Source organism: Hydrogenophaga sp. 5NK40-0174, assembly GCF_040372165.1.
Taxonomy (GTDB): domain Bacteria; phylum Pseudomonadota; class Gammaproteobacteria; order Burkholderiales; family Burkholderiaceae_C; genus Hydrogenophaga.
Map to the genome: position 1 here is coordinate 556,692 of NZ_BAABWG010000003.1, position 24,807 is coordinate 581,498.

The following is a 24,807-nucleotide window of genomic DNA, read 5'->3' on the forward strand; positions in this document are numbered from 1 at the left end:
GTCACGGGTTGGTACGGTGCTTGCCAGTCTTTTGTCAGGCGTGTCCCCCCACGATGCGGTGCGCCATCCAAGACATATAAAACGGAGACAGGCAAATGATCAGTATCGACAAGGCGCTGCTGCGCCAATTGCTCATGATCGAGCGGCCGTGGGAAGTGCGTGAATACCACCTCGACCTGCGCAAGCGTCGCATCGACATCTGGATCGGCGAAGAAGTGGAGCGCGGCTGGTTCGGACGCGAGAAAAAGCCCGCACGGCCGTCCACGGAACACCATTGGCAGCACGTATCGTTCGGACCACTGAAACTGCAATTGCATGTGTCGGTGCCGCACGGAATGGACACCCGCAACCTGGCCTGGACAGGTGATATCGGCATGCCGTTCACACGGGCACTGGCCAACCGCGTGTTCACCCTGTTCAACGAAGGCCTGTCCCTGGCTGTTGTGTGCAAGTTGCTCGAACTCACGCTGCAAGATGTCTGGCGCTACCGCTATGCACTGGACAACGGCCGCACCACGGTCAGTGCAGCGGAGGCCGAGGCAGCTGCTCCCAAGGAAATGCAGGCCGAGCCGGTCGCAGCCAAACCGCAGGCCGCTGGCGCCGCGGCGGCAGGCAACGCTGCCACCGATGTGCCAGATGTGACCAATCCGGTATGGCAGCGTCTGCTCGAAGGCGATGTCTCGCTCGACATCAAGGTGCTCAGTCTCAAGCTCATGCTCACGCGAACCCGCTCGCAAATGGAGCTGATCACCGATGACGAGGTGCGCATGCTCAAGATGCGCGACCTGCACCGCTACTTCGTGAAGAACCAGCGCGTGCTGGGCCACGAGTTGTCGCAGATCCGCTCGGCCGCGTGATACACAGGGAGAACCAACGCATGAACGCCAGAACCGCACCTGCCCAGATTCCCGGCAGCGGTACCTTGATGACGCTGGACGAGGCCAAAATGGCCATCGGCTCCGGTCTGTACCTTTCGATCGCTGCAGACGAATCGCTGCTGCGCCAACTGCCGGCCGGCAACTGGATGGCCGGCAGCATTCCCTACTTCATGGGACAAACCGGTGGCGCCACATCGCGCGACCGCCTGTTTGTTTCCCAGATGCCGGTCATGGACACAGCACCGACGCTGCGCTGGTACGACGTCAATACGCTCAGGAACGTTGCACTTGACGGGCCGTCCAACGGTCTGAGCGTGCTCATCGTGCCCGCCTTCTCTGACGTGCATTCCTCGTTTGCACGTGAGGCGCCATCCTACGAAGACATGTATCTCAAGCCACTGGTGGGCTGGATCGCCGGCATCCACCTGGACGACCTCGGCTCGGCAGCGCCAGTGCTGGCCAATGGCCAGACCCTGGAATTCTCCACCACCAAGGCACTGGCCATGCATGTGCCCTTGCCAGAGTCCATCTACCCCCGCATCGAAATACTCAACCTGTTTGAACAGGGCGATGGCGATGTCATCCGCTTCCCGTCCACCGGCTTCTCCGCCAAGGAGTGCACCGTCAACGGGCGCATGGCCAACCTGGCGCAGTACCTCACCGAGAACAAGATCGATACGCGGCTACCGCTGGTCGCCGATTACTCGGGCGCCATGATCAACGTGTCTTTCAAGGCGGTGGACGAAGCCAATGGTGTGGTGGACTTCTACGCGCCGGTGTTTGACGACATTGACTACCGCATTGCACGCCCTGTGCCGGACTATGCCAAGGCATTTGCCGGCGCCATGCCACAAGATGCCCAGAACGCGGGCTGGGCCTGCAACTGCATTCTCAACTACCTCTACGGTGAGCTCGAAGGCAAGCGGACCGGCACCGTCACCGGCCCGATGACGTTTGGCGAAATCGCCTATCAGTTGCTCAACCAGACCATGGTCTACGTCTCGCTCGAGACGATCTGACGCTGAGGGAACAGGCGTCTTCTGCGCATTTGGGCCGTGGGAGACGCGCCTTTTCGGGCACACTATGGGGCAAGATGCCACGCCCCATAGTTGCCACCGTTGACCTCCCGGCTCTTCGCCATAACCTGGAACAGGCCCGCCTGAGAGCGCCCGATGCGCGCGTCTGGGCGGTGGTGAAAGCCAATGCCTATGGCCACGGCATCGAGCGGGTGTTCGAATCCTTGCGAGCGGCAGATGGTTTTGCGGTGGTGGATCTGGCAGAGGCCGAGCGACTTCGCGCGCTCGACTGGCGTGGCCCCATCCTGCTACTGGAAGGTGTCTTTGAAGCGCGCGATCTGGAACTGTGCTCGCGTCTGCACTTGTGGCATGCGGTGCACTGCAACGAGCAGATCGACTGGCTGGCGGCGCACAAGACCCTGCATCCACACCGCGTGTTTCTCAAGCTCAACTCCGGCATGAATCGACTGGGCTTTGCGCCCACTGCATTTCGCGCCGCATGGGCACGCCTGAACGCCTTGCCGCAAGTGGACGAAATATCGCTGATGACCCATTTCAGCGACGCTGACGGCGAGCGATTCGGGCAAAACGGCGTGGCCCACCAGGTCAAGGCGTTTGAAGCCGCGACGGCCGACCTGCCGGGGGAGCGCACCCTATGCAACAGCGCCGGTATTCTTCGCCATGCTGGCGACCCATTGCAAGGCCTGGGAGTGAACAACCTGGCCGCCGACTGGGTGCGTGAAGGCATTGCGCTGTATGGCAGTGCGCCAGACTATCCCGGGCACACGGCAGCCGGCTGGGATTTGCGCCCCACCATGCACCTGACCAGCCGCATCATTGGCGAGCAGCGCCTGCAGCCGGGCGATTCAGTGGGCTATGGCTCCACCTTCGTGGCCGACAAGTCCATGCGCATCGGCGTGGTTGCCTGCGGCTATGCCGACGGTTATCCACGACACGCAGGCACCGGTACCCCGATGTTGGTGGCCGGCCAACGCACGCGCACGGTGGGGCGCGTGAGCATGGACATGATCACCGTTGACCTGTCACCACTCGATGACGCAGGTGTGAGTGCTGGCATCGGCAGCGAAGTGGTGCTGTGGGGCGAAAGCCAGGAGAAGCCGGGGGCTGTGTTGCCCGTGGATGAAGTGGCCTTTGCTGCCGGCACCATCTCCTATGAGCTACTGTGCGCGGTGGCGCAGCGGGTGGGGTTTGGCGTCAAGGACCGGGCCTGAGAGGGTTGAGACCGGTCAGTACATGCGCGTGGCAGTGCCTTCGGCGACGTAGGTGCACAGTCGTCGGTCTTCGTCGGCAACGAGTGTGTACTTCACGTTGAACACCTTTTCCTTGGCGGTGGCGGAATAGACCACTTCAATGCTCTTGTAGAAGTCGTTCTTGCCGCCCTGAAAAGAAACAGAGAAGCCCTTGCCGTCGGCAAATGTGGTGCCTGTCAACTCAAGCTTGTCACCTTCCTGAAGGACAACCTTGTTTCCGTACTGTGTCACGACGTCCAAACCGTCAGTTTCTTCCGAGACCCGGGAGTAGCACGTGTCTTGCGTGTAGACCATCTCCAGTGAGTACTTCCCGGCATAGGACCGCCCGGACGTTGCGCCGTCACCTGTGTTGGCATCGGCTCCCTCGTCGGCGCCACCACCACAAGCCACCAAGCTTGCGGTGGCTGCCACAGTCAATGCCAAGCGGCATGTTTTGCCCAAGTCGAGCATCGCGTTTCCTCCCTTGAATGTGCAAAGCCGGGTGTGTCAAAAGCACTGCCCGTCGTGCTGCCATGTCTGTATTTTTCGACCGTCAGTGTATGGAGGCTGACACCCGCTTTCCGTGGCAGTTGATCAATTGCTACTCTGTTTTGGTGAAGGGTCGCTGATGCAGGAGGACGCAAAAAAGCCTGCAGCTTTCGCGCAGGCTTTTTCGGACGGGTGCAGGCAGTCAGGGCTTACAGGCGGGTCGCGGTGCCCTGGTAAATGACCTCGCAGCTCACGCCCTTGTAGTTGGCCACCAGCTTCAGCATGGTGGAGTACTTGCCCTTGGTATCGGTGGTGACGTAGCGCATGGTGGTATCGATCAGAACCCCGCTTTCAACCATCTGCCCCAAGGCGTCGAAGCCGTTGCCTTCGGCGGACACCTTACCCACCATGTTCAGGCCGTCTTCGCGGACCGTGATTTCTTCGCCGTTTTGCTCAACGGTTTGCTGACCCACCAGCGCCGATTGGGTGATGCCGCAGGTGTCAGTCGTCTTGGACATGGACAGGTTGTATTTGCCGGCGAAGGAGTGGGTCTTTCCGGAGTCTCCGTCATCCCCCCCGTCGCCGCACGCCGCAAGAGCGACAACTGCTGCAGACAAAACAATGGCTTTGAGCACGCGCACTGGTGCATTCATGGCTTCTTCTCCCTTGAGTCAAAAACAATCGGTCTGCCGGCTTTGCGGCACAGACCGGCTTCCAGTCAATATGTGACAGACTGAAACTATTGTACGGAAGAACCAACGGGTACCAGTGCAAAAGGCCCCAAATTTCCGCTCTGGCGCGGCCAGCTGTTGGCTTTTGGCTCACATGTGGTGCGCACCCTGGCCATGCTGGCCGGGAACGCATGCCTCCGTGCTCAGCGGAACATCTGGAAGTAGGCCGTGGTGACGGCCACCTGGTCTTCATCGCGGGTGTTGGCCACCACGGTGCCAAAGGTCATGCGGTCGTCCACAGGCCAGATCTGCCCGGCCACCACGGCCACGGCGTTGGCTTGCGCGATGTCCCGAAAGCGCCCGAACCGGGCATCGCTCTTGCCATCGATCTGCTGGTCCAGCATGCCGGCCAGCGAGCCGGTGACGTTGCGCATGACCATGACGTTGCGCGGACGCGTGACGTATGCCCCCACCGCTGCGCCGGCTTCGGCCCAGTTCACGCTCTGGAAGCACACTTGCACCTCCTGCGGGTTGCCGTTGCTGTCGAGGTAGACATAGCGGTCAGGCTGGCCTTCCGTCCGACCTTCCGGCAGGCGAATGCCGGCAGCGAGGAAGGTGTTGATCATGCCGTTGCCACACAACACGGTGCCGGCTGGTGCCACATTGCCATTGACGCGGCCGGTGGGTGCGGCCGGGTTGTCGCCCGGCGGGTAGCCCACGCCGTTGACATAGCCCTCGTAGGCCAGCTGCCATCCCTGGACAAAGTCGGTGGAGAGGCGCTGATTGGCCGCCGAGCGTTGCAGGTCGCGACCGATGGCCACGGCGCCCAGCAGCAAACCGATGACGAGCAGCACCACGCCCAGTTCCAGCAGCGAGAAGCCGTGCTGGCGGCGTCGTGAAGACGATGGGTGTTGGAGAGGTCGTGCGTTCATGGTTTCGCTCAGAGGCTTGAGTGCTCAGAAGCCGATGGCGTCGGCTCGCAGAGTGTTTTCGTTGATCGATGCCGCCAGCGTGGTCATGGCGGTGGTGTTGGCAGCAAAGTCCGAGTGGTCTTGCTCGGCCGACTCGCGCGAGGCCACGGCGTCGATAAGAGTGGTCACCGATGCCGCTGTCGCCACCGCGGCCGCGGCGACACCGACGGCGGCCAGACCAATCTGGAATGCCCGTGCGCCTACGCTCATGGTGGTGTCGGCGATGGCAGATCCGAGCGCCTGCGCAGCGTCGACCACACCCGCCGCTGCAGAGGCGACGCTGGCAATGGCCGCAAACTCATCGGCAATCGCCAGGGCCACAGCCACATCCAGCTGGTCGCGGTAGTCGTAGAACGCGCGTTCGAGCACGAAGGCGCCGGTGGCGGTCGCGAAGTGACTGTGCAGTGCGGTCGACAGGCCGGCGCCGCAGCTCAACTCGGCGAACAGCTCGGTGTGGCTCACGGCCAGCACTTTGTCGTCATAAGCGACCGTTTGGGGGACTTCCCGGCCTTCGAAGGTGGGGTTAGCGTCCGTGGCGGTCGCGTTGGCGCCATCGAAGAAATTCCCGTTGCCGTCCGCGTCGAGCAGCCCGGGCGCCACGATGGCAAAGGCCACTGAGCGGCGGTTGCCGGCATCGGTCAGACCCAGCTGCGCAGCAGGTGAAGTGACCGCAAACGATGAAGTGTTGAGCGCCAGACACAGGTCCACCACATTGACAGATTGCGCTCCACCGAGCGGACAAGGCTGCGAAGCGGTGGCATCGCAGGCGGCATTCAGGGGGTTGGCATCGTTGCCCGACTGGGTAGCGCCCAGCAGGCCCGCAGAAGGCGCCACCAATGTGGGCGCATTGGGGTTGGGGGCATCATTGTTGCTCGGCGTGGGGCTGGGCGTGGGCCGCCACAGAGGGTTCATGCGGTCGGTCGCCACCGCCAGATCGCGGTCCTGTGGCGTGGAGACGTTCGCCTCGCGATAGACGCCATAGCGCAGGCGGCCGGCTTCGGGCCGGGGCAGGCCGAGCGTGCGCCATGGCACAAAGCCCACCTGCCGCAGGCCGCCTCCGGCCGCGCATGACTCCACGCCGTTGGCATCCGCTGCCGGGCAGGGCAGCCGGTACTGCGCGTAGGCAAACCCGACCACGGCTTCGCGCGCCTGCAGCTGCACGTCCTGCTGCTGGGCCGATACGCGCTCGCGTGCGGACTGCTGCCAGAACACCACTGCGCCCAGCAGGATGATGCCCAGCGCCACCAGCGTGATGGCAATTTCCACCAGGGTGAAGCCGCGCGAACCTGCGAGCGGGCGAGAGGTGTTGCGCATGGACATCGCCATGTTCATGTTCGTGTTCATGGGTTCAGCCCCTTGATGTCCAGGTCGATGGCGCGGCGCAGGCTGTCACCGAACTCCGTGTACACACGCGCAGCGTAGGCGTCCATGGCGCCGAGCTTGGCTTCGGCAAAATCCAGGCGGTCTTCGGCGTCGGCCAGCGACTCTGCTGCGAGTGCGGCGGCGGCGATGGACGACGCCAGGTTGGCCGCGGCGATGATCACCATGGGGGCGGTGATGCCTTCGGTATTGGCGGCCGAAGCCAGCGAAACGGCCTGACTCGCGATGGCAATCAGGACTTCCAGATCAGCCATGTCCTTGCCGAACTGGGCACTTTGCACGTCGGACTCGGAGGCTTGGACATCGATGACACGGAAAGCCCAGTACTCCTGGATGACGCGCGCGTTGTCGTACTGGGCGTACGCGCCCTGGGCGGCGGCCTGCGCGGCACTCAGTGCACGGGTGCAGCCGATGCGGCTGGCCAGATCGGTCGGGCCGGCGGCCAGGCTCAGGTCGTCGAAGGTGGCATCCTGTGCGCGGCCGGGAAAGTCATACCGGTACGCACCAACGCCGCCGGCTTGATTGCTGCCGTCGTACTGACCGTTCAGGCCCGGATGCACGAGGATGAACGCCACCGACATGTTGTTGGCTGGGTTGCCGACACGCAAGGTGTTGGCTGCCATCGGATTGTTGCCGAAGCGGCGCAGCACCCGGCACCAGTCCAGCCCGTTGGCCGTGGCGCGCCGCGCCTGTGCTTCCGCGATCAGGTTGTTGACACGCGTGGCGGCGGTATTGGCGGTGGGTGCCGTGGCCGCGTCTTGCGCCGGATTGGCCACACCGGAGAAGTCGATGTTCAGGTCCGGTGCGATGGTGGCTGCCGGTGCCACTGCCAGGTCTGCTCCACCGCCACGGTTCACGCCGTAGCGGAGCTGGCCGAGGTCACTGCGTGCGCGCAAGGTGCGCCAGGGGAACTGGACTGCTGCGGCATTGCCGCACGCCTCGTTGCCGCCGGTGTCTGCTGCCGGGCAAGGCATGCGGCCGTTCGCCAGCACAAAGCCTTCCAGTGCCGACTGTGCTTCGTTGAGCTCACGCTGCATGTCTTCCACCACCAGCGGAGCCTGTGAAGCGGCTACCCAGCGCCAGACCAGCACGCCGATGATGCCGACGATGATCAGCGAAATGCCGAGTTCGATCAGCGAAAAGCCGGACTGCCGGCCTGGATGCCTTGCGTGTGGCGAGCGCTTGAACCAGCGCATGCTCATCGGGTACCTCCCTTGAGGTCCGTGTTGATCAGCAGGGAGTTGATCGTCGTGGGCGAGAGCGGATCGACGCCGCTGCCCGTGATGTTGCAAGGGTCGGGGCTGTCGTTTTTCTCCTTGAGCCGGTCATAGTTGAGCTTGGCCTTGTCGCGCAGCTCCCTGGCCTCTTCCAGCTCTTCTTCCTTGGCGTCGATCTGCTGCTGGATCTTCTCCGGGAAGAGGTAGACGCTGTCGGTGCCAGGCTGGCCGGCGCCGTTGTCGACGCGCTGGTAGAAGACGAAGGGCGGAAAGTCCTGGCGAGTGCCGAACAGCTCGGCCAGCCAATAGGCCACGTTGCCCGAACTCTGCGCGCTGCCAGTGGGGCATGCGGGCTGACCAATGACCGGTGTGCAGGCCACGATGGTGCCGCTGCTGTGGGTGGTGTTGTACGGGCCGTAGCTCTGGGCGATCAGCGTCGAATACGCAGTCGCGTAGCCGGTCCGGGCATTGTTGTTGGCCGTGAGCGCTGCGGCTTCAGCGGTCTGGGCGGCGGCCAGGCCCGCCTCAAACTCGGTCACTTTCTTCTCGGCCTCAGCCAGACCGGCTTCGAGCGTTTCAACGTCCTGCAGCTCCTGGATTTCGCCTTCGAGGATGAATTGCTCTTGCTCGAGATCATCCTGGAGGTCGTCGCAGCCGAGGCCCAGCGGAAGGGTACAGACGAAGGGGTCGAGCAGAGCGTTGACCTGGGCCAGGCGGGCCTCTTTGGCCGCCAGCGTCGCCTCGCGGTTGGCGATCTTGTATTCGTAGTCGGAGACCGTGTCGCGCCAGTTCTGAAGCGACTCGGAGTTGTATTGTGTCTCCAGCCGGGCGGCTTCGTAGGCGGCCGATGCATCGCTGTATCCACCTGCGGCGGCGATCACCGCCGTCACGTAGCCATCAATGGCCGACGAGGTGCCACCCAGGCGCGCTGCGGCGTAGATGGAGTTGATGTTGCTGGTGCGTCGGGCGTTGGCGTTGTTGTACTGGGTGATCAGCGCGGCCAGTTCGCCCTCCACTTTGGCCACGTTGGCAATCTGTTTGTCCCAGTCTTCCTTTGCCGCGTTCATGGCGTCGGTGACGTCAGCCGGGTCGCACGGTATCTCGCCTGGCGTGACACTGTTGTTGGCCAGCGCCAGCGCTTCTCCGGCCTTGATCGCCGCCGTGATGTTCAGCGCGATCGAGGCGATCTGAAGATAGGCGGAGGCACCAGCGGCGATGGCCGTGGCGACGTGCTGAGGGGCCGCGGCACAGGCGTTGACGGCCAGGCCCAGCGAGGCTGCACAGGTGGCGAACTCGGCGGCGGCATTGCCGCTGTCGGACGCCGCCTCGGCAATGGCGGCGGCCAGCTCCATGGCTGTGATGGCCGCACCGATGGCTGCGAAGATGATGGCTTGCTCCGCGTCGCCGATGTGGCGCTCGCGAATGTCGTCCACCTGGCTGACCACATCGAGGCCCAGGGCCACGGTGTCGATGGAGTTGGTCAAGGTGTCGCAGCGGAAGTGGCTGCGCAGGCTGGCGTAGGAGCGCTCGAAAACTATGTCGTCGTAGCTGGCCAGCGTGTGGCTTCGTTGCGGGTCTTCGAAGCGGGCATTGACATTGCCATTGGTGCCGTCGAAGAGGTCGCCGTTGCCATCGTCGTCCTCCACGCCCGGGTGTGCCAGCGCATAGGCCACGGGCCGAACCGGTGCAGAGAGCACGCTGGCCATGGCTGCGGTCGCGACCTGGCTTTCGCCCGTGCGCAGGCGCTGACACAGATCGGTCAGGGTGAGGATGTTGGCCTGATAAGTGCCGCCACCGGCCGTGGTGGACAGCATGTTGTCAAACGTGCCGGTGGTGCCGTTGTATTCCACCGGGCGCCAGCTGTCAGTGAGCACCGTCAGGTCAAATGCGCCGCCGCCGCGTTGCACGAGGTAGCGCAACTGCCCGATGCCCACGCCCGAATCGGCACCGGCCAGGCGCAGGCTCACGCTGGGCAGCCAGCCCTTCTGGTCGGTCGCGGCGCAGTCTTCGAGTCCGTCACGGTTCACATCCGGGCAGGGCAGACGGTGCATCACCGTGGCAAAGGTCTTGATGGCTGTATCGGCCTGTGTGAGCGAGCGCACTTCCTGCGTCGAGGTCTGCTCGGCCTGACGGGTGAGCCACTGCATGTAGCCCACCGCCGCCAGGCCAGCGAGCACCATGACGAACAGCATGACCTGAAGCAGGCTGAGGCCAAGCTCACCACGGCGCAGTGCCGCCGGTGGCCGATGACGAGGCCTGTGCTTCAGGATGGTGCTGTTCTGGTGTGTCATGCTCAACCCCCTCCGAGCGAGTGACTGACCGACTGGCGAACCAGGTCGTAGATCGGCAGCAGCAGTGCCACGATCAGGAAGATGAACAAACCGCCGGCCACGAGGATCAGGGCGGGTTTGATGATCTCGCCCAGTGACTTGACCACCACGTCGAGCCGCTTGCGGAACTCGGCGGCGAGCCGGTCCAGCTGGTCGCCCAGTGAGCCCGATTCCTCACCCACGGAGATCATGCGCACTGCCATGGCCGGGAAACCGCCCACACGTCGCATGGAGGCACCGATGCCCTCGCCGCGTGCCACGCCTTCGCGCACCTTGATCAGGCGTTCGCGGTAGTAGTGGTCTGTGGTGGCGCGGGCCAGCACATCCAGGCTGGTCATGAAGTCCAGGCCGGCACGCACCAGCAGTGCCAGGTGCTCGCTGATGAAGGCCATGCCAGACGAAGTGGAGAGCGTGCGCAGAATCGGCAGGCGGTGCATCCAGTGGTGTGTCTTGCTGCGGAACCTGCCCCAGGAACGGTAGAGCCAGATCAGGAAGATGATGAGCAGCACCACCACCACGACAAAGATGATCAGGTAATGCACCAGCGCATCGGAGACGGCGATCACCCATTGCGTCAACGGTGGCAGTTTGGCGTGCAGCTGCTTGAACAGCTGGGCCAGATTGGGCACCACGTAGTACAGCCAGAAGAAGCCCACGGCGATCACGGTGGCGAACACCATGGCCGGGTAGATCATGGCGGTGCGGATGTCGCGCTTGATGTCGATCAGGCGCTCGACGTGCGAGGCCGACTCCAGCAGCATCTTGGCCAGCGTACCGGACTGGTCACCGATCTCGGCGAGGTTGCGCACGGTCTCGGGAAAGATGTCCGGATGTCGCTCGAAGGACTGCGGCATGCGCATGCCGGCGGTGAGGTCGCTTTGCACACGACGGGCGATCTCGGCCACGCCGCGGTCTCCGGCTTCATCTTCGACCAGTGTCTTGAGCGCCTCCATCATGGGCACGCCTGCTTCGAGCATGATGCCCATGTCGCGCAAAAATCCGGCCAGGTCGTGTGGCCGCACCTGGTGCCGTGCGATACCGGAGCGCAGGTCGGACAAAGCCGCCACCCAGCGCGGCATGCGCTTGAGTGTGAGGACCGTGCCATCAAACTGGGCTTCCAGGCGGAGCCTGACCGAATGGTCACGCTCCACCAGCTGTCGGATGAAGCCGGACTTGACCTTGCCGTGAGGCAGCAGGACCCGGTAGTAATAGGTGCGAAATTCGGCGCTCATGCGTCAGTCCAGTCCTGTGGCACGCTGGATTTCTTCCATCGTGGTCTCGCCGTTGAGCACGCGGTGTCTGGACATGCGGGACAAGGGCTTGAGGCCGCTGGCAGTGGCCAGCTCGCGCAACCGCGCGCGCGGCGCGTCGCTGACGATGGCGTCGGCCAGCTCGCGCTGGATGGTCAGCATCTCGTAGACCGGAATCCGGCCACGGTAGCCGGTGCCGCGGCAATGTGTGCAGCCCGCTCCGTGCCAGAGCGTGGCCACGCTCTCGCCCAGCCACGCGCGCTCTGCGTCAGTGGCGGCGTGTTCGGTCTTGCAGTGCGGGCAGATGCAGCGCACCAGTCGCTGGTTGATGATGGCGACCAGGTTTTCTGCCACGGTCTCCGAGTCCACTCCCAGAAGGCGCAGGCGTGGCACCACGCCAAAGATGCCGCCCACGTGCAGCGTGGAGAGCACCAGGTGACCGGTGGAAGCCGCATCCAGTGCCGCGCGCGCGGTCTCCGAGTCGCGAATCTCGCCCAGCAGGATGATGTCGGGGTCATGCCGCAGGAAATGGCGCATGGCGCTGGCGAAGTCGTAGCCGGCGCGGCGGTTCACTTCTGTCTGTCCGGCCACAGGCACGCGGTATTCCACCGGGTCTTCCACGGTCAGCACGTTGCGCTCCACCAGTGGCTGCACACGCAGGGCAGCATGCAAAGTGGTGCTCTTGCCGGAACCGGTCGGACCGGTGATGAGAATCATGCCGTGCGGGCGGGCAAAGGCCTGCTCCATCTCGGCCACGTCTTCGGGCAGAAAGCCCAGGTCTTGCAGGCGATCCAGATCGCTGCGTTCGGCCAGCAGGCGCAAGGCCATCCGCTCGCCGAACTCGGTGATCACGGTCGAGACACGCACCGTATAGGCTGCGTTCATCAGGTCGATGGTGAAGCTGCCGTCCTGAGGCAGGCGCTGCTCGCTGGCATCCATGTCGGCCTTGAGCTTGATGTAGGCCACCAGGCGGTCCAGAGACGGTGGCATGGCAAACATCGGGCGCAGCACGCCATCGACGCGCATCAGCACGGTGCGGCTGTGGGCTGTGGGCGCCAGGTGCACATCCGTGGCGCGCTCGCGCACTGCGGTGTGCAGGATCAGGTTCATCAGCCTGTCCGGGCTGTAGGCGTGATCGCGGTCATCGCTCAGGCGCCTCACTTCCGAATCGATCAGCGACTCGACAGGGTTTTCCTGGAAGTAGTAGTGCTGGTGGATGGCATCCACCACTGCGAAAAACTCGCCTTGCCAGAACACCACCGCCTGGCCGACACGCCGCTGCACGACCGCCGCGACGGCTTCGGGCTCTGCGTCACCGAGCAGGACGCGAATCTTGTCGCCTTCCCGGCCGACGGGCAGAAAATTGTGCGTCAGGCAAAGACTGCGATTGAAGGCTGCAGCGACGGCGGGGTCCACCGCAGGCACTTCGCGAAACTCGATGCCGCGCTGAACGGCGAGCTGGCGTGCCAGATCCTTGGCGCTGATGAAACCCAACTCGACCAGCATCCGGCCCAGCTTTTGTCCCTCGACCTGCTGCTTTTGTCGCGCATAGTCGATCACCACCTGACTGACCAGACCACTTTGAATCAGCATCTCGCTGAAACTGGCTTTGGGTGCGTTGGCGCCGGCGGTGGCGTCCATGTCTTCAAGGCTGTTTTGTGTTGACATAAAACTTCTCAAGCAACAGTCCGCTGATCGGGTCCATCTCGCCCGTGGGCGCGATGCCAAGGCTGGACTGGAACTGCATCAATCCGGCACGGCTTCGGCTGCCCCAGACGCCATCAACGTCGGAGGGCAACAGGCTGCCGTAATGTGTCAGTGCAATCTGGAGGCGGGCGGCCGTGATGCGGTCAGTCAGCGCATAGCCGGCAGTGGGTGTGCTCCAGGTCATCCAGGTCTGTCCGTTGCGCTCGCTCATGCAAGCGTCGTCGAGCTGGGCCAGTCGTTCGCCCATGAGGGACAACGTGGTCTCGCCCAGAGGTTGGCTCACGACCATGTGCCCCTCAGGCCACACGTGGCTGGCGTCGTCGCACGAGTCCATGCGGGCAGGCGCTTCGGTCGCTGTTGTTGCTGTCGCGCTGTCAGCACCTTCGGCTGCTGCTGCGCCGCTGCTGCTCTCTTGTGCGTTGTCGGGGGCGCTGGGCGCTGTGGCCTGTCCGTTCGTCTGTACTTTGGCCGGTGGCGCCACCGCCGCTGCATGGGCCTGGCCCGGCAGGTTGAGCTTTTGCCAGACAGCGAAACCGGTCATGGCCAGAAAGGCACCCGCGGCCACCCATGCCCATGGCGAGCCGTTGGCTGCAGGCTTGCCGGCATTCGTGACGGGCGGGGTGTCGACCGGTGCGGGCCCCGTGAGCGTGACCCGGCTGTCCTCGATGGCGGCCTGCATCAGCGTGTCGTCGATGACACGGGTGTTGCGGGCGACCAGCCCGTAAAGGCAGCGGTCCATGATCTGGTGCACACGCCGCGGCACACCTTGTGTCTCCCGCCACAGGCGTTGGCACGCGTCGGTGTTGACGGCAATGGTGTTGTCGTCGCCGGCAGAAGAGAGCCGGAAACGCACATAGTCGGCCAACTCTGTGCTGCCCAGCACCTGCAGCCGAGAATGCATCACCAGGCGGCTGCGCAACTGGCGCAAGCTGTGCTTGGCCAGGGAATCCTCCAGTTCCGGCTGACCCACCAGCAGAATCTGCAGCAGCTTCTCTACATCGGTTTCCAGGTTGCACAGCAAGCGGATGAGCTCGAGAGAGTCGTCCGAGAGATTTTGTGCGTCGTCGATGATCAACAGGCAGGTCTTGCCGTCGCGGTGGTTGGCCAGCAGGAACTCGTTGAGCGTCCCGATGTCGGTCGCCATGGTGCCGGTGCTCTCCAGCCCGAAATCCTGCAGCACGGCGGCCAGCAGCTCCGGTCCCTGCAGGAAGGTGTTGAACACCATGGCGGAGACCACGTTGGCGCTCTCAAGGTTGGCCATGAGGCGGCGCACCAGCGTGCTCTTGCCCATGCCCACCTCGGCCGTGAGCAGCAGGAAGCCCTTGCGCGACTCGATGCAGTGCACGAGCTCGGTGACCTGCTCTTCCAGGTGTGGCGTCCAGTAATAGCACTGGGCGTCGGGTGTGTATGGGAAGGGGTTGCGCGAGAGGCCCAGCGCATCCAGTTGGCTGTTGCGCGTACTCATCGCAAGCCTCCCGTGCCCTTGATCTGGCTCAGGGCGGTGCGGATGGTCTCGGCGTTCGGATTGTGTCGCAGCGCTTGTTGCAGCACTTCCTGCGCCTGCTGCGGACGCTGTGCCTGACGCTCCAGTGCCGCCAGGTTGAGGCTGGCCTGCTCATCGCCTGGCAGCTTCTCCAGCAGGCTTTGGTAGTGGTCGCGAGCGGTCGGCAGGTCATTGGTCTGGAACGCATACCAGGCCTCGGCACGCAAGCGTGCCACCGACGTCGCAGGCAGGCTGGCGCGAATGGTCGCCAGTGCCTCGCCAGCATGCTTGGCGTTGTTCAGTGCCAGGGCATTGTTCAGGTCACGGAAGACAGTGGCCAGGTCAGCCGCTGGCCGCACCGATGGATCGGCGTCCGCAGCCGCCTTCACTTGCGGCAAGCTGGTGGACATCTTCAGCGTTGGCGTGGGAGTCACTGCCGGCGCCGGTGCTGGTGATGGCTGTGCCACCGGCGCAGCGGACTTGACCGCGACTTGCGGTGCAGGTGATTCTGCCGGCACTGGTGCCAGTGTGGCCGTGGGCTTCTCGGCGGCCGGCGAGGCTACAGTGCTCGGCGGTGCCGTGCGGGTGGTGTTGTCGCTTTCCGTTGGCGAGGCCGGCAATGGTTTGCGCTGTGCGGCAGGCAGCTGCACTGGCGCACTGGCTTTTGGCAGCGCTTGCGCTGCCGGGGTAGGAGGTGTCGCCGGAGCCGGAGCAGCAGGCGTGGCAGCTGCGGGCGTGGCCACAGCGGGCGCGGGCGATGTTGACGTTGCAGTGTTGGCGGCCGTCGCCTCGGCGCTCGTGTCCTGCCCCCATTGGGCGATGACGACCCCACTGGCTACGCCAACGCCGGCAAGGGCCACGCCCGCCCACACCAGCCCCCAGCGCCGAGGGGCGGAGGCGCCAGGAACCGTGTTGGTGTGGGCGGTGGGGCGAACAGGGTCTGCAGTACGGGCAGGCGCAGCGGCGGCAGGGGCGCGCTGTTGCTCCTGTGTCTGCTTGAGCGCCTGGTAGACGAGGCTCATAGCAGGTGCACGCGCAGCACGATGATCAGTTCACGGGACAGGCTGCTCTGGCCTTCATGGTCGACCAGCTTGCCGAAGAAGGGGATGTCAGCCAGGTAAGGCACGCCGCTGTTGTTGCGGCTGCTGGTCTGGTCGATCAGGCCACCGATCACCACCACGTCACCGTTGTTGACGTTGAGTGTGGTGGTCAGACCCTTGTAGTCCACCTTGGGCAGCGTGACGCTGTTGGTTTCATTTACGTTGACCAGTGCCAGGCTCTCCGGGTCCACTTCACTTTGCACCGGGTTGATCAGCAGCTCGATGCGGCCGTCGTCGCGCATCATGGGCAGCACACCGACCATCACGCCTGAGAACACCGAATCGGTTTGCACTTCGGAAGAGGTGGTGGTGGCACCGCCGCCCACGTTGTTCTCGGCAGAGCTGGAGCGCGCCACATAGCGTTGGCTGGTACCGACCGAGAGCATCGCCGGCGTGCCGTTGCGCACCTGGATGTTGGGGTTGGACAGTACGCGCAGGTCACCAAAACTGCGCAGTGCGTTGATGATGGTGGAGCCGCGGCTGTCCTGGTAGGCCAGACCGCCACCAACCAGCCCGTCGCTCGTGCCGACGGCGCGTGCGGGAATGGTCAGGCTCGAAGCAGGGTAGGGGCGGCCGGACTCCGGCAGGGTGACCTGGTTGCCCAGCAGCTGCATCGCTTCAGAACCGAAGTTGAGCGCCAGACGGCTGCGCAACTGGCTCCAGTTGATGCCCCACTTGTAGCCGTCGGCCAGCTGGACATCGATCAGCTGCGCCTCGATGTAGACCTGCTTGGTCAGCATGTCCTGCGTGCGCTTGATCATGCTCTCCACCGCACGCATCTGCGAAGGGCGGGCGCGGACAAACAAGGTGCCCGAAGTGCGGTTGAGCGTGAAGGATCGCGTCAGACGTGCGCTTTCCTCTTCGTTGGCTGCAGCGCCCGATTTGGGGGCAACACCTGCACCATCGCCCAGCATGGACTTGAGGTTGTTCTCCATCTCGGTGTACGGGTCCGAGCGCTGTGCTGCCGATGCGTTCATCGACAGGCTGCCTGCGATGGCGGAGTTGCCACCATCGGAGTTGGAGCCGAAGACGTTGCCACCGGAGTTGAGCGACATCTGCGCGTTGATGTTCAGGAAATTCAGCGAGAAGAACTTTTCTTCATTGGCCTTGATCCGGATGGTCTGGTTGCGGATCTCGCCCGAGACGTCAAACGTCTGCATCAGTTCGTTGAAGGCTTCGCGCAAGGACACGTCCTTGAGGTACATGTTGGTCAGTTCGTCGCGGCGGCTCACCTCGGGATCGACGATCAGGTTCATCTTGGCCGAGTCGGCAAACGCGGTCAGGATCTGGCTGATGGTGCCGTTGGAGATGGCCATGCTGATCGTCTTGCCTTCGAGCGGGTCGTAGGCTGGCGCAGCCGGTGCCAGGGCCTTGACCTCACCACGCTGACGCACGGCCTCCAGCAGGGCTTTCTGCTGGGCCAGCAGCTTGGCCGACTCTGCCGCGGCCACTTCCTGCATGCGCTGGAGCTTGGCCGTCTCCGGGTCCTGCAGGTTCTTGGCGCTCTGGTGTGGAGGCGCGACGCAGCCGGCCAGCAAGGTCGTCGCCACAAGGGCAGTACCGGTCAGGCCGGACAGACCCGACAGTCGCGAAATTCTGTTTTTCTGATGCATGGCTTTGCTCGATGCGGTGGAGGGCAGTGAAGGTTGGGACATGAATTCAGGGCAGCTGGCTTCTCAGCCAGCCCGCCAGTTCGGTGGATGTTTCGGCCAGGACGACATCGTCCGAGACGTTTCGTGAGGGTGCGGCCGGGCTGGTGGCACACAGGCTTGCCGTGGCGTGCGGGGCGTCCAGACGATTCCCGTTGCCATCGAGGTCGAGCCCCGGGACTACCACCCAGTAAGCGACGTTCATCACCACATTGCCGGCACAGTCGAGAGCGCCGGCAGCGCCTGCGTCTCCTGTGACGTAAGCGCGGGCATTGGAGGTGGCTTGACCGGAGGCATTGCGCAAAGCGGTGATCAGGTCGGACACGTCGGCCTGTCGGCCTTCTCCCGTGGTGTCGGCTGTGCGTTCGGTGCTGACCGCCAGATCGGCGTCGAGCCTGGCCGTGGCATTGGCCTGGCGGTAGACGGCGTAGCGGGCGCGCACGGATTCTTCAGGCAGGGGCAGGCCAACGCTGGTGTAGGGGAACCAGCCGAGTGTGGTGCCGGCAGGGCATGTGCCGGCGGCCAGGTTCTCATAGCCGTCGGCCGCTGCATCGCTGTCGGGGCAGGGCAGGCGTCCCTGGCGCATCGCAAAGGCGCGCAAGCTGGACTGGAGGCTGTAGGCAACGGCCTTGGCCTGCTGGCGGTCCTGCCCGCGTGAAGCGGTCTCAAACGCACTGAAGGTGGCCCACGACATCAGGCTGACGATGGCCACCACCACGGCGACTTCCACCATGGAAAAGCCGAGCGTCGCATGGCGTTTGCGCTGGACTGCACGCATCACTGCGTGGCCTCCTGTGCGGCTTTGGCCGCTTCGGCTTGCGCGGCCTCGCGCTTGGCACGTCGCTCGGCAATTTCGGCTCGGCGTGAAGCCAGGCGCTGGCGGCTGATGGCCTGCATGGCCACCGTGTCGAGGCGAATCTGCTCGGAGAGCGCATCGATTTCCCTGAGGATTTCGCGCTGGCGTTTCTTGTCTTCCGGTGCCTGGCTGTCCGCGAGAGACTGCAGCTGCTTGCTCAGCTGGTTGACCTGCTCGGTTCGCTCGAACATCTGTCCCATGCGTTTGAGAAATTCGGGCTCGAGCTCACCCTGGGAGATCGCCTCCAGATCCTTGACTAGCTTGCGCAGGTCTTCAATCGACATGTCCGACTTGCGGGCCATCAGCTCTCTGAGCTTGGCCCGGATGGTCGAGCGGATCTTCTTGCGCTCTTCGTCTGAGAGTTCTTCATTGCGTCCTTGCACCGTGACCGGGGCGACGTCTGTTTCGTCGGTGGCGCTCGCGTTGCTCTCCGGAGCTGGCGCGGGCGGAGAGCTTGCAGGCAAGGCCGGTTCGGCTGCGGAGGTGCCCGCACTGCTGGCGGGCGCAGGGGCTGGCACCACGGATGGCGCATGGCTCATGTCGTCCGTCGTCGCCAGCCAGTAGCCGCCCAGAAAGGCGAGCACGAGCAGGCCGGCGCCGGCGCCGACAAGAACGCCCTTGTTCATCACTGCGCGCCTTTCGCCGCAGGGTAGGCCCCCATGACACGCAGACGCTCAAGCGGAACCGACACCAGCATGTCCTCGCGGCCATTGGTGAAGGTCACGGTATCGAGTGCAATGGCCTTGATGCGCAGACCGCGCCGAACCGTGTCGCCGACCTTGCGCATGCGGCCGTCGACCATGGCGCTGGCGCTGTCACCATCGGCGACGACCACGCTGACCCGTGGCAGCGCCTGAGGACGGGGCTTGGGCAGATTGTCGAAGCCAGCCGTGGGCTCAAGCTCGGGCAGTGGCCCGGCAATGGCAAAGATGCTGCTGAACGGGCCTTCCAGGCTGCTGCCGGAAGCCTGCCAGTCGGCCAGCCCGCGCGCACCGCTGCTGCCCAGGGTGGCGCTGCGTTCGGCCGACGCCGTGAGCAAGGCCTGCAGGGCCTGCTTGACGTCTGCCTGATCGTTGAGCTGTTGCGGGCTGATCGGGCTCAGGCTGGTTTGCAGCGGCAGCATGGAACGGCCAGGCTTGCTGATACCTTGTGCAATCCCGATCAGTGCCAGCACGAGCAGGACCGTGGCTGCGGCGCTGAGGGTCAAAGCGACGTATTTCATGAAAACGTGTGCTCCTCGGAAGACAGCGGGACCAATCGGTCAGCTGCCTTGTTGTCCGTTCGCAGGAAGGGGTTGAAGAATGTAGGCAAATGCGCCGATCGAGCTGTCGTTCGGTGCGATCGACTCTGCCGACCAGCCGTGGGAGCGAAGCGCGCCCAAGAAGCGGCTGAGCTCCTGATTGGAGCCACCGGCGACCACGCCATCGACGCGGAACTGCGGCTTGGACAAGTGGTTGGCCTTGAACAGCTGAAGGCGCTGGATGCGGATGGACCGGCCAGCGGCCTGGCGCACAGAACCGAGCATGCGAACCGGGTCGTAGATGGCGGCATAGCCCAGCTGCCGGGCGAACTCGACAGGCTGGTTGTCGAGGCTGGCGTTGGCGTTGAGCGATGCCGCGCGGTTCGCGCGTTCACGCAGTTGTTCTATCTCGCCCTGCAGGCTTTGCGCTGCCTGTCGCTCGCTGGAAATGGATTGCTGTGACAGCATGGCAAATCCGGCCAGACCCAGCGCCACCACCCCGATGGTTGCGGCCAGCGGCACCACATAGCGCTCACTCAGCCAGGCCAGTCGGGCCGGCGTGGACGCTGCCAATGCCTGGGTCTTGATGTTCTCAAGCAGAGAAGGCAGCGCGCTCGAGACGGTGTTGCCGGCGGTGTTGCGCAAGCTCTCATGCGGCAGCAGGCGGGCATTGAGGTCTCCCCCCTGGGACTTGTCACCCAGGCCGAGCAGCGTGCGCTCGCGATCGAGCGAATCGGTTAGGGCGCAGCCCCACCGGAACCCGATGGCGTTGCCTTTCCACCCGGCTGCCTTCAGTTGCGAGATCAGGTTGCGCAACTGGGCCTGCAGGTCGTGCTCGTCCTGACCCAGCGCCATCGCATTGGCGTACAGCATGCGGCCTTCGTCGCGCGTGAATGCATGGAGCTGCCCACCGACGCGCAGCACTTGCACATGCTCTGGCAGGGTGTTGCTGTCCAGCAAGGCAGCCACCGGTACGACCAGACAGTGGTCCTCCTGGCGGCCCGACCAGGCTTCGATCTCCTGCCACTGGTCCAGAGGAACCGCGGTATAGAACGTCTGGGTGCTGTCGGCGAGCTTTTCCTGCGCGTGCACGAACACTTGCAGCGGCCCTTCGACAGAGCCTTCGTCTCGAACCGATTTCTCGATCAGCGCTGAAGCGTACTCGGCTTTGCCCTGGCTGGGTTGCACGCCCGTCTGGGAGTCGGCAAAGTCCACCACGGCCATGGCCGTGCCGCGGGTCTCGCTCCAGGGCTCTACCGGCCGGCACTGGCCGTTGCTCAGGTCAAACCAGCCCTGGGCAGTGATCAGGAAAATTTGGTCAGGCTTCATCGGCTCACCATGGGGAAATACACGACGCCGGTCATCTCAAGGCTGAATCCGCGATCGTCTTTCTGTGCGGGAGAGAACAGCCCGGCCGTGGGGGTGATGACCGCCACGTCGAAATGATCGGCAGCAAACCACTGGTAGGCGCTGACGCCGATTTGCTGTTGCAGCAAGGCTTCAGCTTCGGCGCGAGGCACGATGGAGGCCGGACGCTGCACCTTGCGGTTGGTCCAGCTGGCCGGGTCGAACCCGGATTGCTCCACCATCTGGGCAATCTTGGCTTGCTCCTGCGCGTAACGCTCGTGCTGTTCCACGGTTGGCATCAGGGCACGCAAATTGGAAAGCTCGGAACGCGCAGCCGCATGGCTGGCCCGAGCATTCTTGAGCTGAGTGACCGAGTGAAAGGCGTACCAGGAGGCCACCACCATGCAGGCAGTGGCCACGCCCAGCATCACCAGTCGGTTGCGGCGGGCGCTGTTCATTTACTGGTCCATCACCCAATGGGCGGTCAGCAGGGTCACGCGGTCTTCGTCGTACTGACGGCCGGTGGCGGTGGCGCCGTTGGGGTTGTCAGCACCGATGGCGGTCGCGTCGTTGCCGCTCTGACCATTTCCGCCAATGTTGCTGGCGATGGTGTTGTTCGCTTCCCATGCGGTGCCGGGGCCGTTGGCGTCCGTCACCTGTGTGTGGGCGGCGCGGTCCTGGATGCGGAAGCGCCCCTCGCGGGAGTCGGCCTTGCCATCGACCACCTGGTCCAGGTAGCGTGCCAGGTCGGGTGTCAGGCCGCGGACCACCATCACATTGCCAGCGCCGCTGGTGGTGCCAGCAGGGTTCCACTGGAAGCACACCTGGATTTCGGTCGAGTTGCCGTTGGTGTCCTGGTAGACGTAGCGGTCCTCATGGCCCTCACCACGTCCGGGCGGCATGCGCACGCCATGGCGGGTCATCAGGTCGCGCAGTCCCTGGTTGGCCAGCTGCGCATCACCACCACCGGTCTGACCGGCGGCATAGCCCTGGCCCGAGCAGATCTTGAACCCGGTGTTGTTGAAGTTCTCCGGAATGCCAGCCACCGCCTGGCCACCGGCTCGCTGGCAGGACGCCGCGCCACCGATGGAGGTCTCCAGGCCGTTGACCATGAAGGTCGGCGCCTGCTGGCAGTCGCCCACCACCGTACCCGTGCGCTGGTAGTACTGGTCGTAAGCCATCTTCCACTGGTCGAGGAACTTGTTGGAGATCTTGGTGTACTCGGCGTTTCGCTGGACATCCTTGCCGATGGCGATCGCGCCGATGATCAGGCCGATCACGGCCAGCACCAGAGTCAGTTCAATCAGGGTGAAGCCGGCCTGGCTGGCGCGGCGCAGTTGGGTGGTCTTTTTCATGTCTTCCATTCCAAAAAGGGCGCTGATACAGGCCTTACTGGTTCATCTTGTAGATGGCGACAACAGTGGCGACCTGCTGCTCGTCGAGCTGCAGGTTGTCGCCCGCGGCACCGGCACCGCCGTTAATGGAGTCGTCGTTCGTTCGGTTCCACTGCACGCCGGGGCCGTTGGCCACGCCATTGCCGATGCCTTGCAGGCGGAAGCGGCCTTCCTGCGCGTCGGGCTTGCCGTCGACCATCTGGTCCAGCATGCGGGCCAGGTCAGGCGTCAGGCCGGAGAGGATCATCACGTTGCCCGAACCGTCTGCAGCACCGGGGTTGTTCCACTGGAAGCACACCTGCACTTCTTGCGGGTTGCCGTTGGAGTCGAGGTAGACGTAGCGGTCTTCAAAACCTTCGGCACGGCCTGGGGGCATGCGCACACCGGCCTGGGTCATTTGCGTGCGCAGGTTGATGGCGGCGGCACCGCGAGCGGCCATGCCGAGGCCATCGGCTTTGTCGCACACGCGGCTGGGGCCGACGACGCCAGTCATGTTGCCGCCGGAAATAAGGCCACCTGCCGGCACAGCGTAGGCCGCGCCATTGACCATCAACCGGGGAGCGACCTGGTTGTCACCCACCACCACGCCGGTGCGCTGGTAGTACTGGTTGTACGACTGCTCCCATTGATCAACGAACTTGTTCTTGATCTTGGTGTACTCGGCGTTTCGCTGGACATCCTTGCCGATGGCCATGGCGCCGATGATCAGACCGATCACTGCCAACACCACGGACAGCTCCACCAGCGTGAAGCCCGATTGCCGTTGCCGGCCCTTGCCTGCCGCTGCGCGGCCCAATCCTCGTTCCATGTGACCTCTCACTTCCTCGTTGAATACGAATCAATACGTGCAAAAGGCACGAACGTTCGTGCAATTGCTTCCTGAACAGAAAAGGGACAGCCCGCGAGGTTGGTGTTCACCTCTTTGCGTACTGCCCCTCCCGCTTAGACGTCTCCTGAGATGTGAATCGCTCCATCTCTTTGTTACGTCAGTTACATCTTCTTACTACCAAACTGACCTTTTTGTACCCAAGGCCGTGAATAGCTTTGGTGAGAGCAAATGGTATCGCGTTGTTTTTGAAACACCAATACCCCTTTGTCGAAAACCGCGAAAAAATGCCTCAATACCAGTATTTACGCGGCCTCCGGGAGTATCAGCAAGTACTCCACCAGGCGCAGACCGTGAACTATTTGGCACAGCTCCCTGCCAGAAAAATCCGCAAGCCAACCTGTAACAACTTCTATTACGAAGCCCAGGCTGAAAACCGCAGCGTACCTTTCCGCCCGCAATTAGGTATGGATTGCGGCAGGGCTGAGTGTCAGTTCGGCGCCAACAAAATGCGGGAAACATTCACCCAAAAACTGTCCCGCAAAGAAAAATCTTGTACCCCTGGGGGTATAAAGATATACTGTGGCAGGTATAGGAGAAACATCATGACCCAACGCCTTTCCTCCCCCGCAGTTCAGACAGCCGTCTCGCAGGCCCGCATGGCCGTGCTGGCAGCTTCAGCCATCTCCGCGCTGTGGCTGGTCACGACCCATGCACATGCCCAGACCGCCGATGCCAGCGCAGCCGTCCCGGCCGTCAATGTGATGTCCGTCGGGGGCCAGGATGTGGGCGCAGCCTTCAGCATTGACGGCGCCCTGCAGGCGGTTCAGCAGACCGTGGTATCTGCTCAGGCCAGTGGCCGGGTCACAGAGCTGAAAGTCAAAGCCGGAGACAAGGTCAAGACAGGCCAGCTGCTGGCCACCATCGACGACCGCACCACCCGCGCAGGCATGGCCCAGGCCACAGCCGGCGTCGCACAGGCACAGGCCAACTACGCCAATGCCAAAGCCAGCCACGACCGCACCAAAGAGCTCAAATCTCAGGGATTCGTCGCTCAGGCAGCGCTGGACTCAGCCGTGGCACAGCTGCGCGCTGCAGAGGCGGGTCTGCAAGCCGCACGAGCGGGTCAGACCCAGTCGGGCCTGGCACAAGGTTTCACGCAGGTCACCGCACCATACGACGGCTGGGTACTGCAGACCCACATCGAAGCCGGCACCCTCGCCATGCCAGGCACCCCGTTGGTCACGGTCTATGCGCCTGAGCCGATGCGCGCCGTTGTTCATGTGCCCGCTTCCCAGCAAGCGGCTGCCGAAAGTGCCACCCGCATTGAAGTGAAGCTCCCAGGGGCAGAGGCCAAGTGGGTGAAGCCCGCCAGCGTGAGCAGCGTGCCCGCAGCCGACCCGGTCTCCCAGACCCTGGAGTGGCGCCTGAACCTCGCGGCAGACGATGCCACCGGGCAAGTCCCCGGCCGTCAGGTACAGGTCCGTTTCATCGGCGGACCCGCCAAGCGAATGGTCGTGCCTGCCGCCGCCGTCGTTCATCGTGGCGAGCTCACGGCTGTGTATGCCGTGGTTCAGCGCGGCGACCAGAAAGCCTTTGCTCTGCGCACCGTCCGCCTTGGCGCCGAGCACGATGGTGAGATGGTGGAAGTGCTGGCCGGTCTCAAAGCCGGTGATGAAGTCGCGCTGGACCCCGTCCGCGCCGGCCTCAGCGGCGCTAAACCCGCAGGCCGGAACTGACCCGTCTTGCAACC

General features: G+C 63.9%; 22 protein-coding genes. 4 read left to right on the forward strand and 18 right to left on the reverse strand.

The features are described from left to right. Positions 1-95: 95 nt before the first annotated feature. The 3 genes from ABWV89_RS12175 (at position 96) to alr (ending at position 3,126) form a co-directional block, all read left to right on the forward strand. Positions 96-857, forward strand: coding sequence for a hypothetical protein (locus ABWV89_RS12175; RefSeq protein WP_353397047.1), 762 nt, complete (start codon positions 96-98; stop codon positions 855-857). 20 nt (positions 858-877) lie between these two features. After that, positions 878-1,897 (forward strand): DUF6976 family protein, encoded by a 1,020-nt coding sequence (locus ABWV89_RS12180; RefSeq protein ID WP_353397049.1) that lies wholly within the window; start codon positions 878-880, stop codon positions 1,895-1,897. 74 nt (positions 1,898-1,971) lie between these two features. Continuing rightward, entirely contained in the window at positions 1,972-3,126 is a 1,155-nt protein-coding gene (alr, locus tag ABWV89_RS12185) for an alanine racemase (RefSeq protein ID WP_353397051.1), read from the forward strand. A 15-nt stretch (positions 3,127-3,141) separates the two neighbouring features. On the opposite strand, the gene ABWV89_RS12190 is transcribed toward alr, so the two are convergent. The 18 genes from ABWV89_RS12190 to ABWV89_RS12275 form a co-directional block, all read right to left on the reverse strand. Then, complete coding sequence (locus ABWV89_RS12190) at positions 3,142-3,576, reverse strand: hypothetical protein (protein ID WP_353397053.1); 435 nt, start codon at positions 3,574-3,576, stop codon at positions 3,142-3,144. A gap of 266 nt (positions 3,577-3,842) precedes the next feature. Beyond that, positions 3,843-4,286: a hypothetical protein gene (locus tag ABWV89_RS12195; protein WP_353397055.1), complete on the reverse strand. Its 444-nt coding sequence runs from the start codon at positions 4,284-4,286 to the stop codon at positions 3,843-3,845. Between the two features lie 221 nt (positions 4,287-4,507). Further along, the gene (locus ABWV89_RS12200; RefSeq protein WP_353397057.1) at positions 4,508-5,236 is read right to left on the reverse strand and encodes a prepilin-type N-terminal cleavage/methylation domain-containing protein; all 729 of its coding nucleotides are present in this window, start codon (positions 5,234-5,236) and stop codon (positions 4,508-4,510) included. Positions 5,237-5,260: 24 nt separating this feature from the next. Beyond that, a complete protein-coding gene (locus ABWV89_RS12205; RefSeq protein ID WP_353397059.1) occupies positions 5,261-6,619 on the reverse strand; it encodes a type II secretion system protein in 1,359 nt (452 codons plus the stop codon). Beyond that, on the reverse strand, positions 6,616-7,857 hold the full coding sequence (locus tag ABWV89_RS12210; RefSeq protein WP_353397060.1) for a type II secretion system protein: 1,242 nt from the start codon (positions 7,855-7,857) through the stop codon (positions 6,616-6,618). Before ABWV89_RS12210 ends, ABWV89_RS12205 begins: the two co-directional genes overlap by 4 nt. Then, on the reverse strand, positions 7,854-10,163 hold the full coding sequence (locus tag ABWV89_RS12215; protein WP_353397061.1) for a DNA repair protein RecN: 2,310 nt from the start codon (positions 10,161-10,163) through the stop codon (positions 7,854-7,856). Before ABWV89_RS12215 ends, ABWV89_RS12210 begins: the two co-directional genes overlap by 4 nt. A gap of 2 nt (positions 10,164-10,165) precedes the next feature. After that, on the reverse strand, positions 10,166-11,434 hold the full coding sequence (locus ABWV89_RS12220) for a type II secretion system F family protein (protein WP_353397062.1): 1,269 nt from the start codon (positions 11,432-11,434) through the stop codon (positions 10,166-10,168). A 3-nt stretch (positions 11,435-11,437) separates the two neighbouring features. Beyond that, the gene (locus ABWV89_RS12225; RefSeq protein ID WP_353397063.1) at positions 11,438-13,120 is read right to left on the reverse strand and encodes a GspE/PulE family protein; all 1,683 of its coding nucleotides are present in this window, start codon (positions 13,118-13,120) and stop codon (positions 11,438-11,440) included. Further along, positions 13,098-14,624, reverse strand: a complete 1,527-nt coding sequence (locus ABWV89_RS12230; protein ID WP_353397064.1) for an ExeA family protein — start codon at positions 14,622-14,624, stop codon at positions 13,098-13,100. The genes ABWV89_RS12225 and ABWV89_RS12230 overlap by 23 nt, the downstream gene beginning before the upstream one ends. Further along, complete coding sequence (locus tag ABWV89_RS12235; RefSeq protein ID WP_353397065.1) at positions 14,621-15,664, reverse strand: tetratricopeptide repeat protein; 1,044 nt, start codon at positions 15,662-15,664, stop codon at positions 14,621-14,623. The genes ABWV89_RS12230 and ABWV89_RS12235 overlap by 4 nt, the downstream gene beginning before the upstream one ends. Beyond that, positions 15,661-17,397: a pilus (MSHA type) biogenesis protein MshL gene (gene mshL, locus ABWV89_RS12240; protein ID WP_353397066.1), complete on the reverse strand. Its 1,737-nt coding sequence runs from the start codon at positions 17,395-17,397 to the stop codon at positions 15,661-15,663. The genes ABWV89_RS12235 and mshL overlap by 4 nt, the downstream gene beginning before the upstream one ends. A gap of 4 nt (positions 17,398-17,401) precedes the next feature. Then, positions 17,402-18,169: a prepilin-type N-terminal cleavage/methylation domain-containing protein gene (locus ABWV89_RS12245; RefSeq protein WP_353397067.1), complete on the reverse strand. Its 768-nt coding sequence runs from the start codon at positions 18,167-18,169 to the stop codon at positions 17,402-17,404. Next, positions 18,169-18,873: a hypothetical protein gene (locus ABWV89_RS12250; RefSeq protein ID WP_353397068.1), complete on the reverse strand. Its 705-nt coding sequence runs from the start codon at positions 18,871-18,873 to the stop codon at positions 18,169-18,171. The genes ABWV89_RS12245 and ABWV89_RS12250 overlap by 1 nt, the downstream gene beginning before the upstream one ends. Then, the gene (locus ABWV89_RS12255; RefSeq protein WP_353397070.1) at positions 18,873-19,469 is read right to left on the reverse strand and encodes a hypothetical protein; all 597 of its coding nucleotides are present in this window, start codon (positions 19,467-19,469) and stop codon (positions 18,873-18,875) included. The genes ABWV89_RS12250 and ABWV89_RS12255 overlap by 1 nt, the downstream gene beginning before the upstream one ends. Positions 19,470-19,508: 39 nt before the next feature. After that, the gene (locus tag ABWV89_RS12260) at positions 19,509-20,816 is read right to left on the reverse strand and encodes a hypothetical protein (RefSeq protein WP_353397071.1); all 1,308 of its coding nucleotides are present in this window, start codon (positions 20,814-20,816) and stop codon (positions 19,509-19,511) included. Then, entirely contained in the window at positions 20,813-21,292 is a 480-nt protein-coding gene (locus tag ABWV89_RS12265) for a hypothetical protein (protein ID WP_353397073.1), read from the reverse strand. The genes ABWV89_RS12260 and ABWV89_RS12265 overlap by 4 nt, the downstream gene beginning before the upstream one ends. Further along, positions 21,293-22,189, reverse strand: coding sequence for a pilus assembly FimT family protein (locus tag ABWV89_RS12270; protein WP_353397075.1), 897 nt, complete (start codon positions 22,187-22,189; stop codon positions 21,293-21,295). A gap of 34 nt (positions 22,190-22,223) precedes the next feature. Continuing rightward, positions 22,224-23,036 (reverse strand): type II secretion system protein, encoded by an 813-nt coding sequence (locus ABWV89_RS12275; protein ID WP_353397077.1) that lies wholly within the window; start codon positions 23,034-23,036, stop codon positions 22,224-22,226. Between the two features lie 623 nt (positions 23,037-23,659). Here ABWV89_RS12275 and ABWV89_RS12280 point away from each other — a divergent pair. Beyond that, complete coding sequence (locus ABWV89_RS12280; RefSeq protein ID WP_353397079.1) at positions 23,660-24,793, forward strand: efflux RND transporter periplasmic adaptor subunit; 1,134 nt, start codon at positions 23,660-23,662, stop codon at positions 24,791-24,793. Positions 24,794-24,807: the final 14 nt, after the last annotated feature.

Coding starts and splice junctions, on each gene's coding strand:
- ABWV89_RS12245 (WP_353397067.1), bottom strand. CDS start 18,169: ATGCGTGCAGTCCAGCGCAAACGCCATGCGACGCTCGGCTTTTCCATG.
- alr (WP_353397051.1), top strand. CDS start 1,972: ATGCCACGCCCCATAGTTGCCACCGTTGACCTCCCGGCTCTTCGCCAT.
- ABWV89_RS12210 (WP_353397060.1), bottom strand. CDS start 7,857: ATGAGCATGCGCTGGTTCAAGCGCTCGCCACACGCAAGGCATCCAGGC.
- ABWV89_RS12215 (WP_353397061.1), bottom strand. CDS start 10,163: ATGACACACCAGAACAGCACCATCCTGAAGCACAGGCCTCGTCATCGG.
- ABWV89_RS12235 (WP_353397065.1), bottom strand. CDS start 15,664: ATGAGCCTCGTCTACCAGGCGCTCAAGCAGACACAGGAGCAACAGCGC.
- ABWV89_RS12200 (WP_353397057.1), bottom strand. CDS start 5,236: ATGAACGCACGACCTCTCCAACACCCATCGTCTTCACGACGCCGCCAG.
- ABWV89_RS12205 (WP_353397059.1), bottom strand. CDS start 6,619: ATGAACACGAACATGAACATGGCGATGTCCATGCGCAACACCTCTCGC.
- ABWV89_RS12180 (WP_353397049.1), top strand. CDS start 878: ATGAACGCCAGAACCGCACCTGCCCAGATTCCCGGCAGCGGTACCTTG.
- ABWV89_RS12280 (WP_353397079.1), top strand. CDS start 23,660: ATGACCCAACGCCTTTCCTCCCCCGCAGTTCAGACAGCCGTCTCGCAG.
- ABWV89_RS12260 (WP_353397071.1), bottom strand. CDS start 20,816: ATGAAGCCTGACCAAATTTTCCTGATCACTGCCCAGGGCTGGTTTGAC.
- ABWV89_RS12175 (WP_353397047.1), top strand. CDS start 96: ATGATCAGTATCGACAAGGCGCTGCTGCGCCAATTGCTCATGATCGAG.
- ABWV89_RS12250 (WP_353397068.1), bottom strand. CDS start 18,873: ATGAACAAGGGCGTTCTTGTCGGCGCCGGCGCCGGCCTGCTCGTGCTC.
- ABWV89_RS12230 (WP_353397064.1), bottom strand. CDS start 14,624: ATGAGTACGCGCAACAGCCAACTGGATGCGCTGGGCCTCTCGCGCAAC.
- ABWV89_RS12195 (WP_353397055.1), bottom strand. CDS start 4,286: ATGAATGCACCAGTGCGCGTGCTCAAAGCCATTGTTTTGTCTGCAGCA.
- ABWV89_RS12265 (WP_353397073.1), bottom strand. CDS start 21,292: ATGAACAGCGCCCGCCGCAACCGACTGGTGATGCTGGGCGTGGCCACT.
- ABWV89_RS12270 (WP_353397075.1), bottom strand. CDS start 22,189: ATGAAAAAGACCACCCAACTGCGCCGCGCCAGCCAGGCCGGCTTCACC.
- mshL (WP_353397066.1), bottom strand. CDS start 17,397: ATGTCCCAACCTTCACTGCCCTCCACCGCATCGAGCAAAGCCATGCAT.
- ABWV89_RS12275 (WP_353397077.1), bottom strand. CDS start 23,036: ATGGAACGAGGATTGGGCCGCGCAGCGGCAGGCAAGGGCCGGCAACGG.
- ABWV89_RS12225 (WP_353397063.1), bottom strand. CDS start 13,120: ATGTCAACACAAAACAGCCTTGAAGACATGGACGCCACCGCCGGCGCC.
- ABWV89_RS12255 (WP_353397070.1), bottom strand. CDS start 19,469: ATGAAATACGTCGCTTTGACCCTCAGCGCCGCAGCCACGGTCCTGCTC.
- ABWV89_RS12220 (WP_353397062.1), bottom strand. CDS start 11,434: ATGAGCGCCGAATTTCGCACCTATTACTACCGGGTCCTGCTGCCTCAC.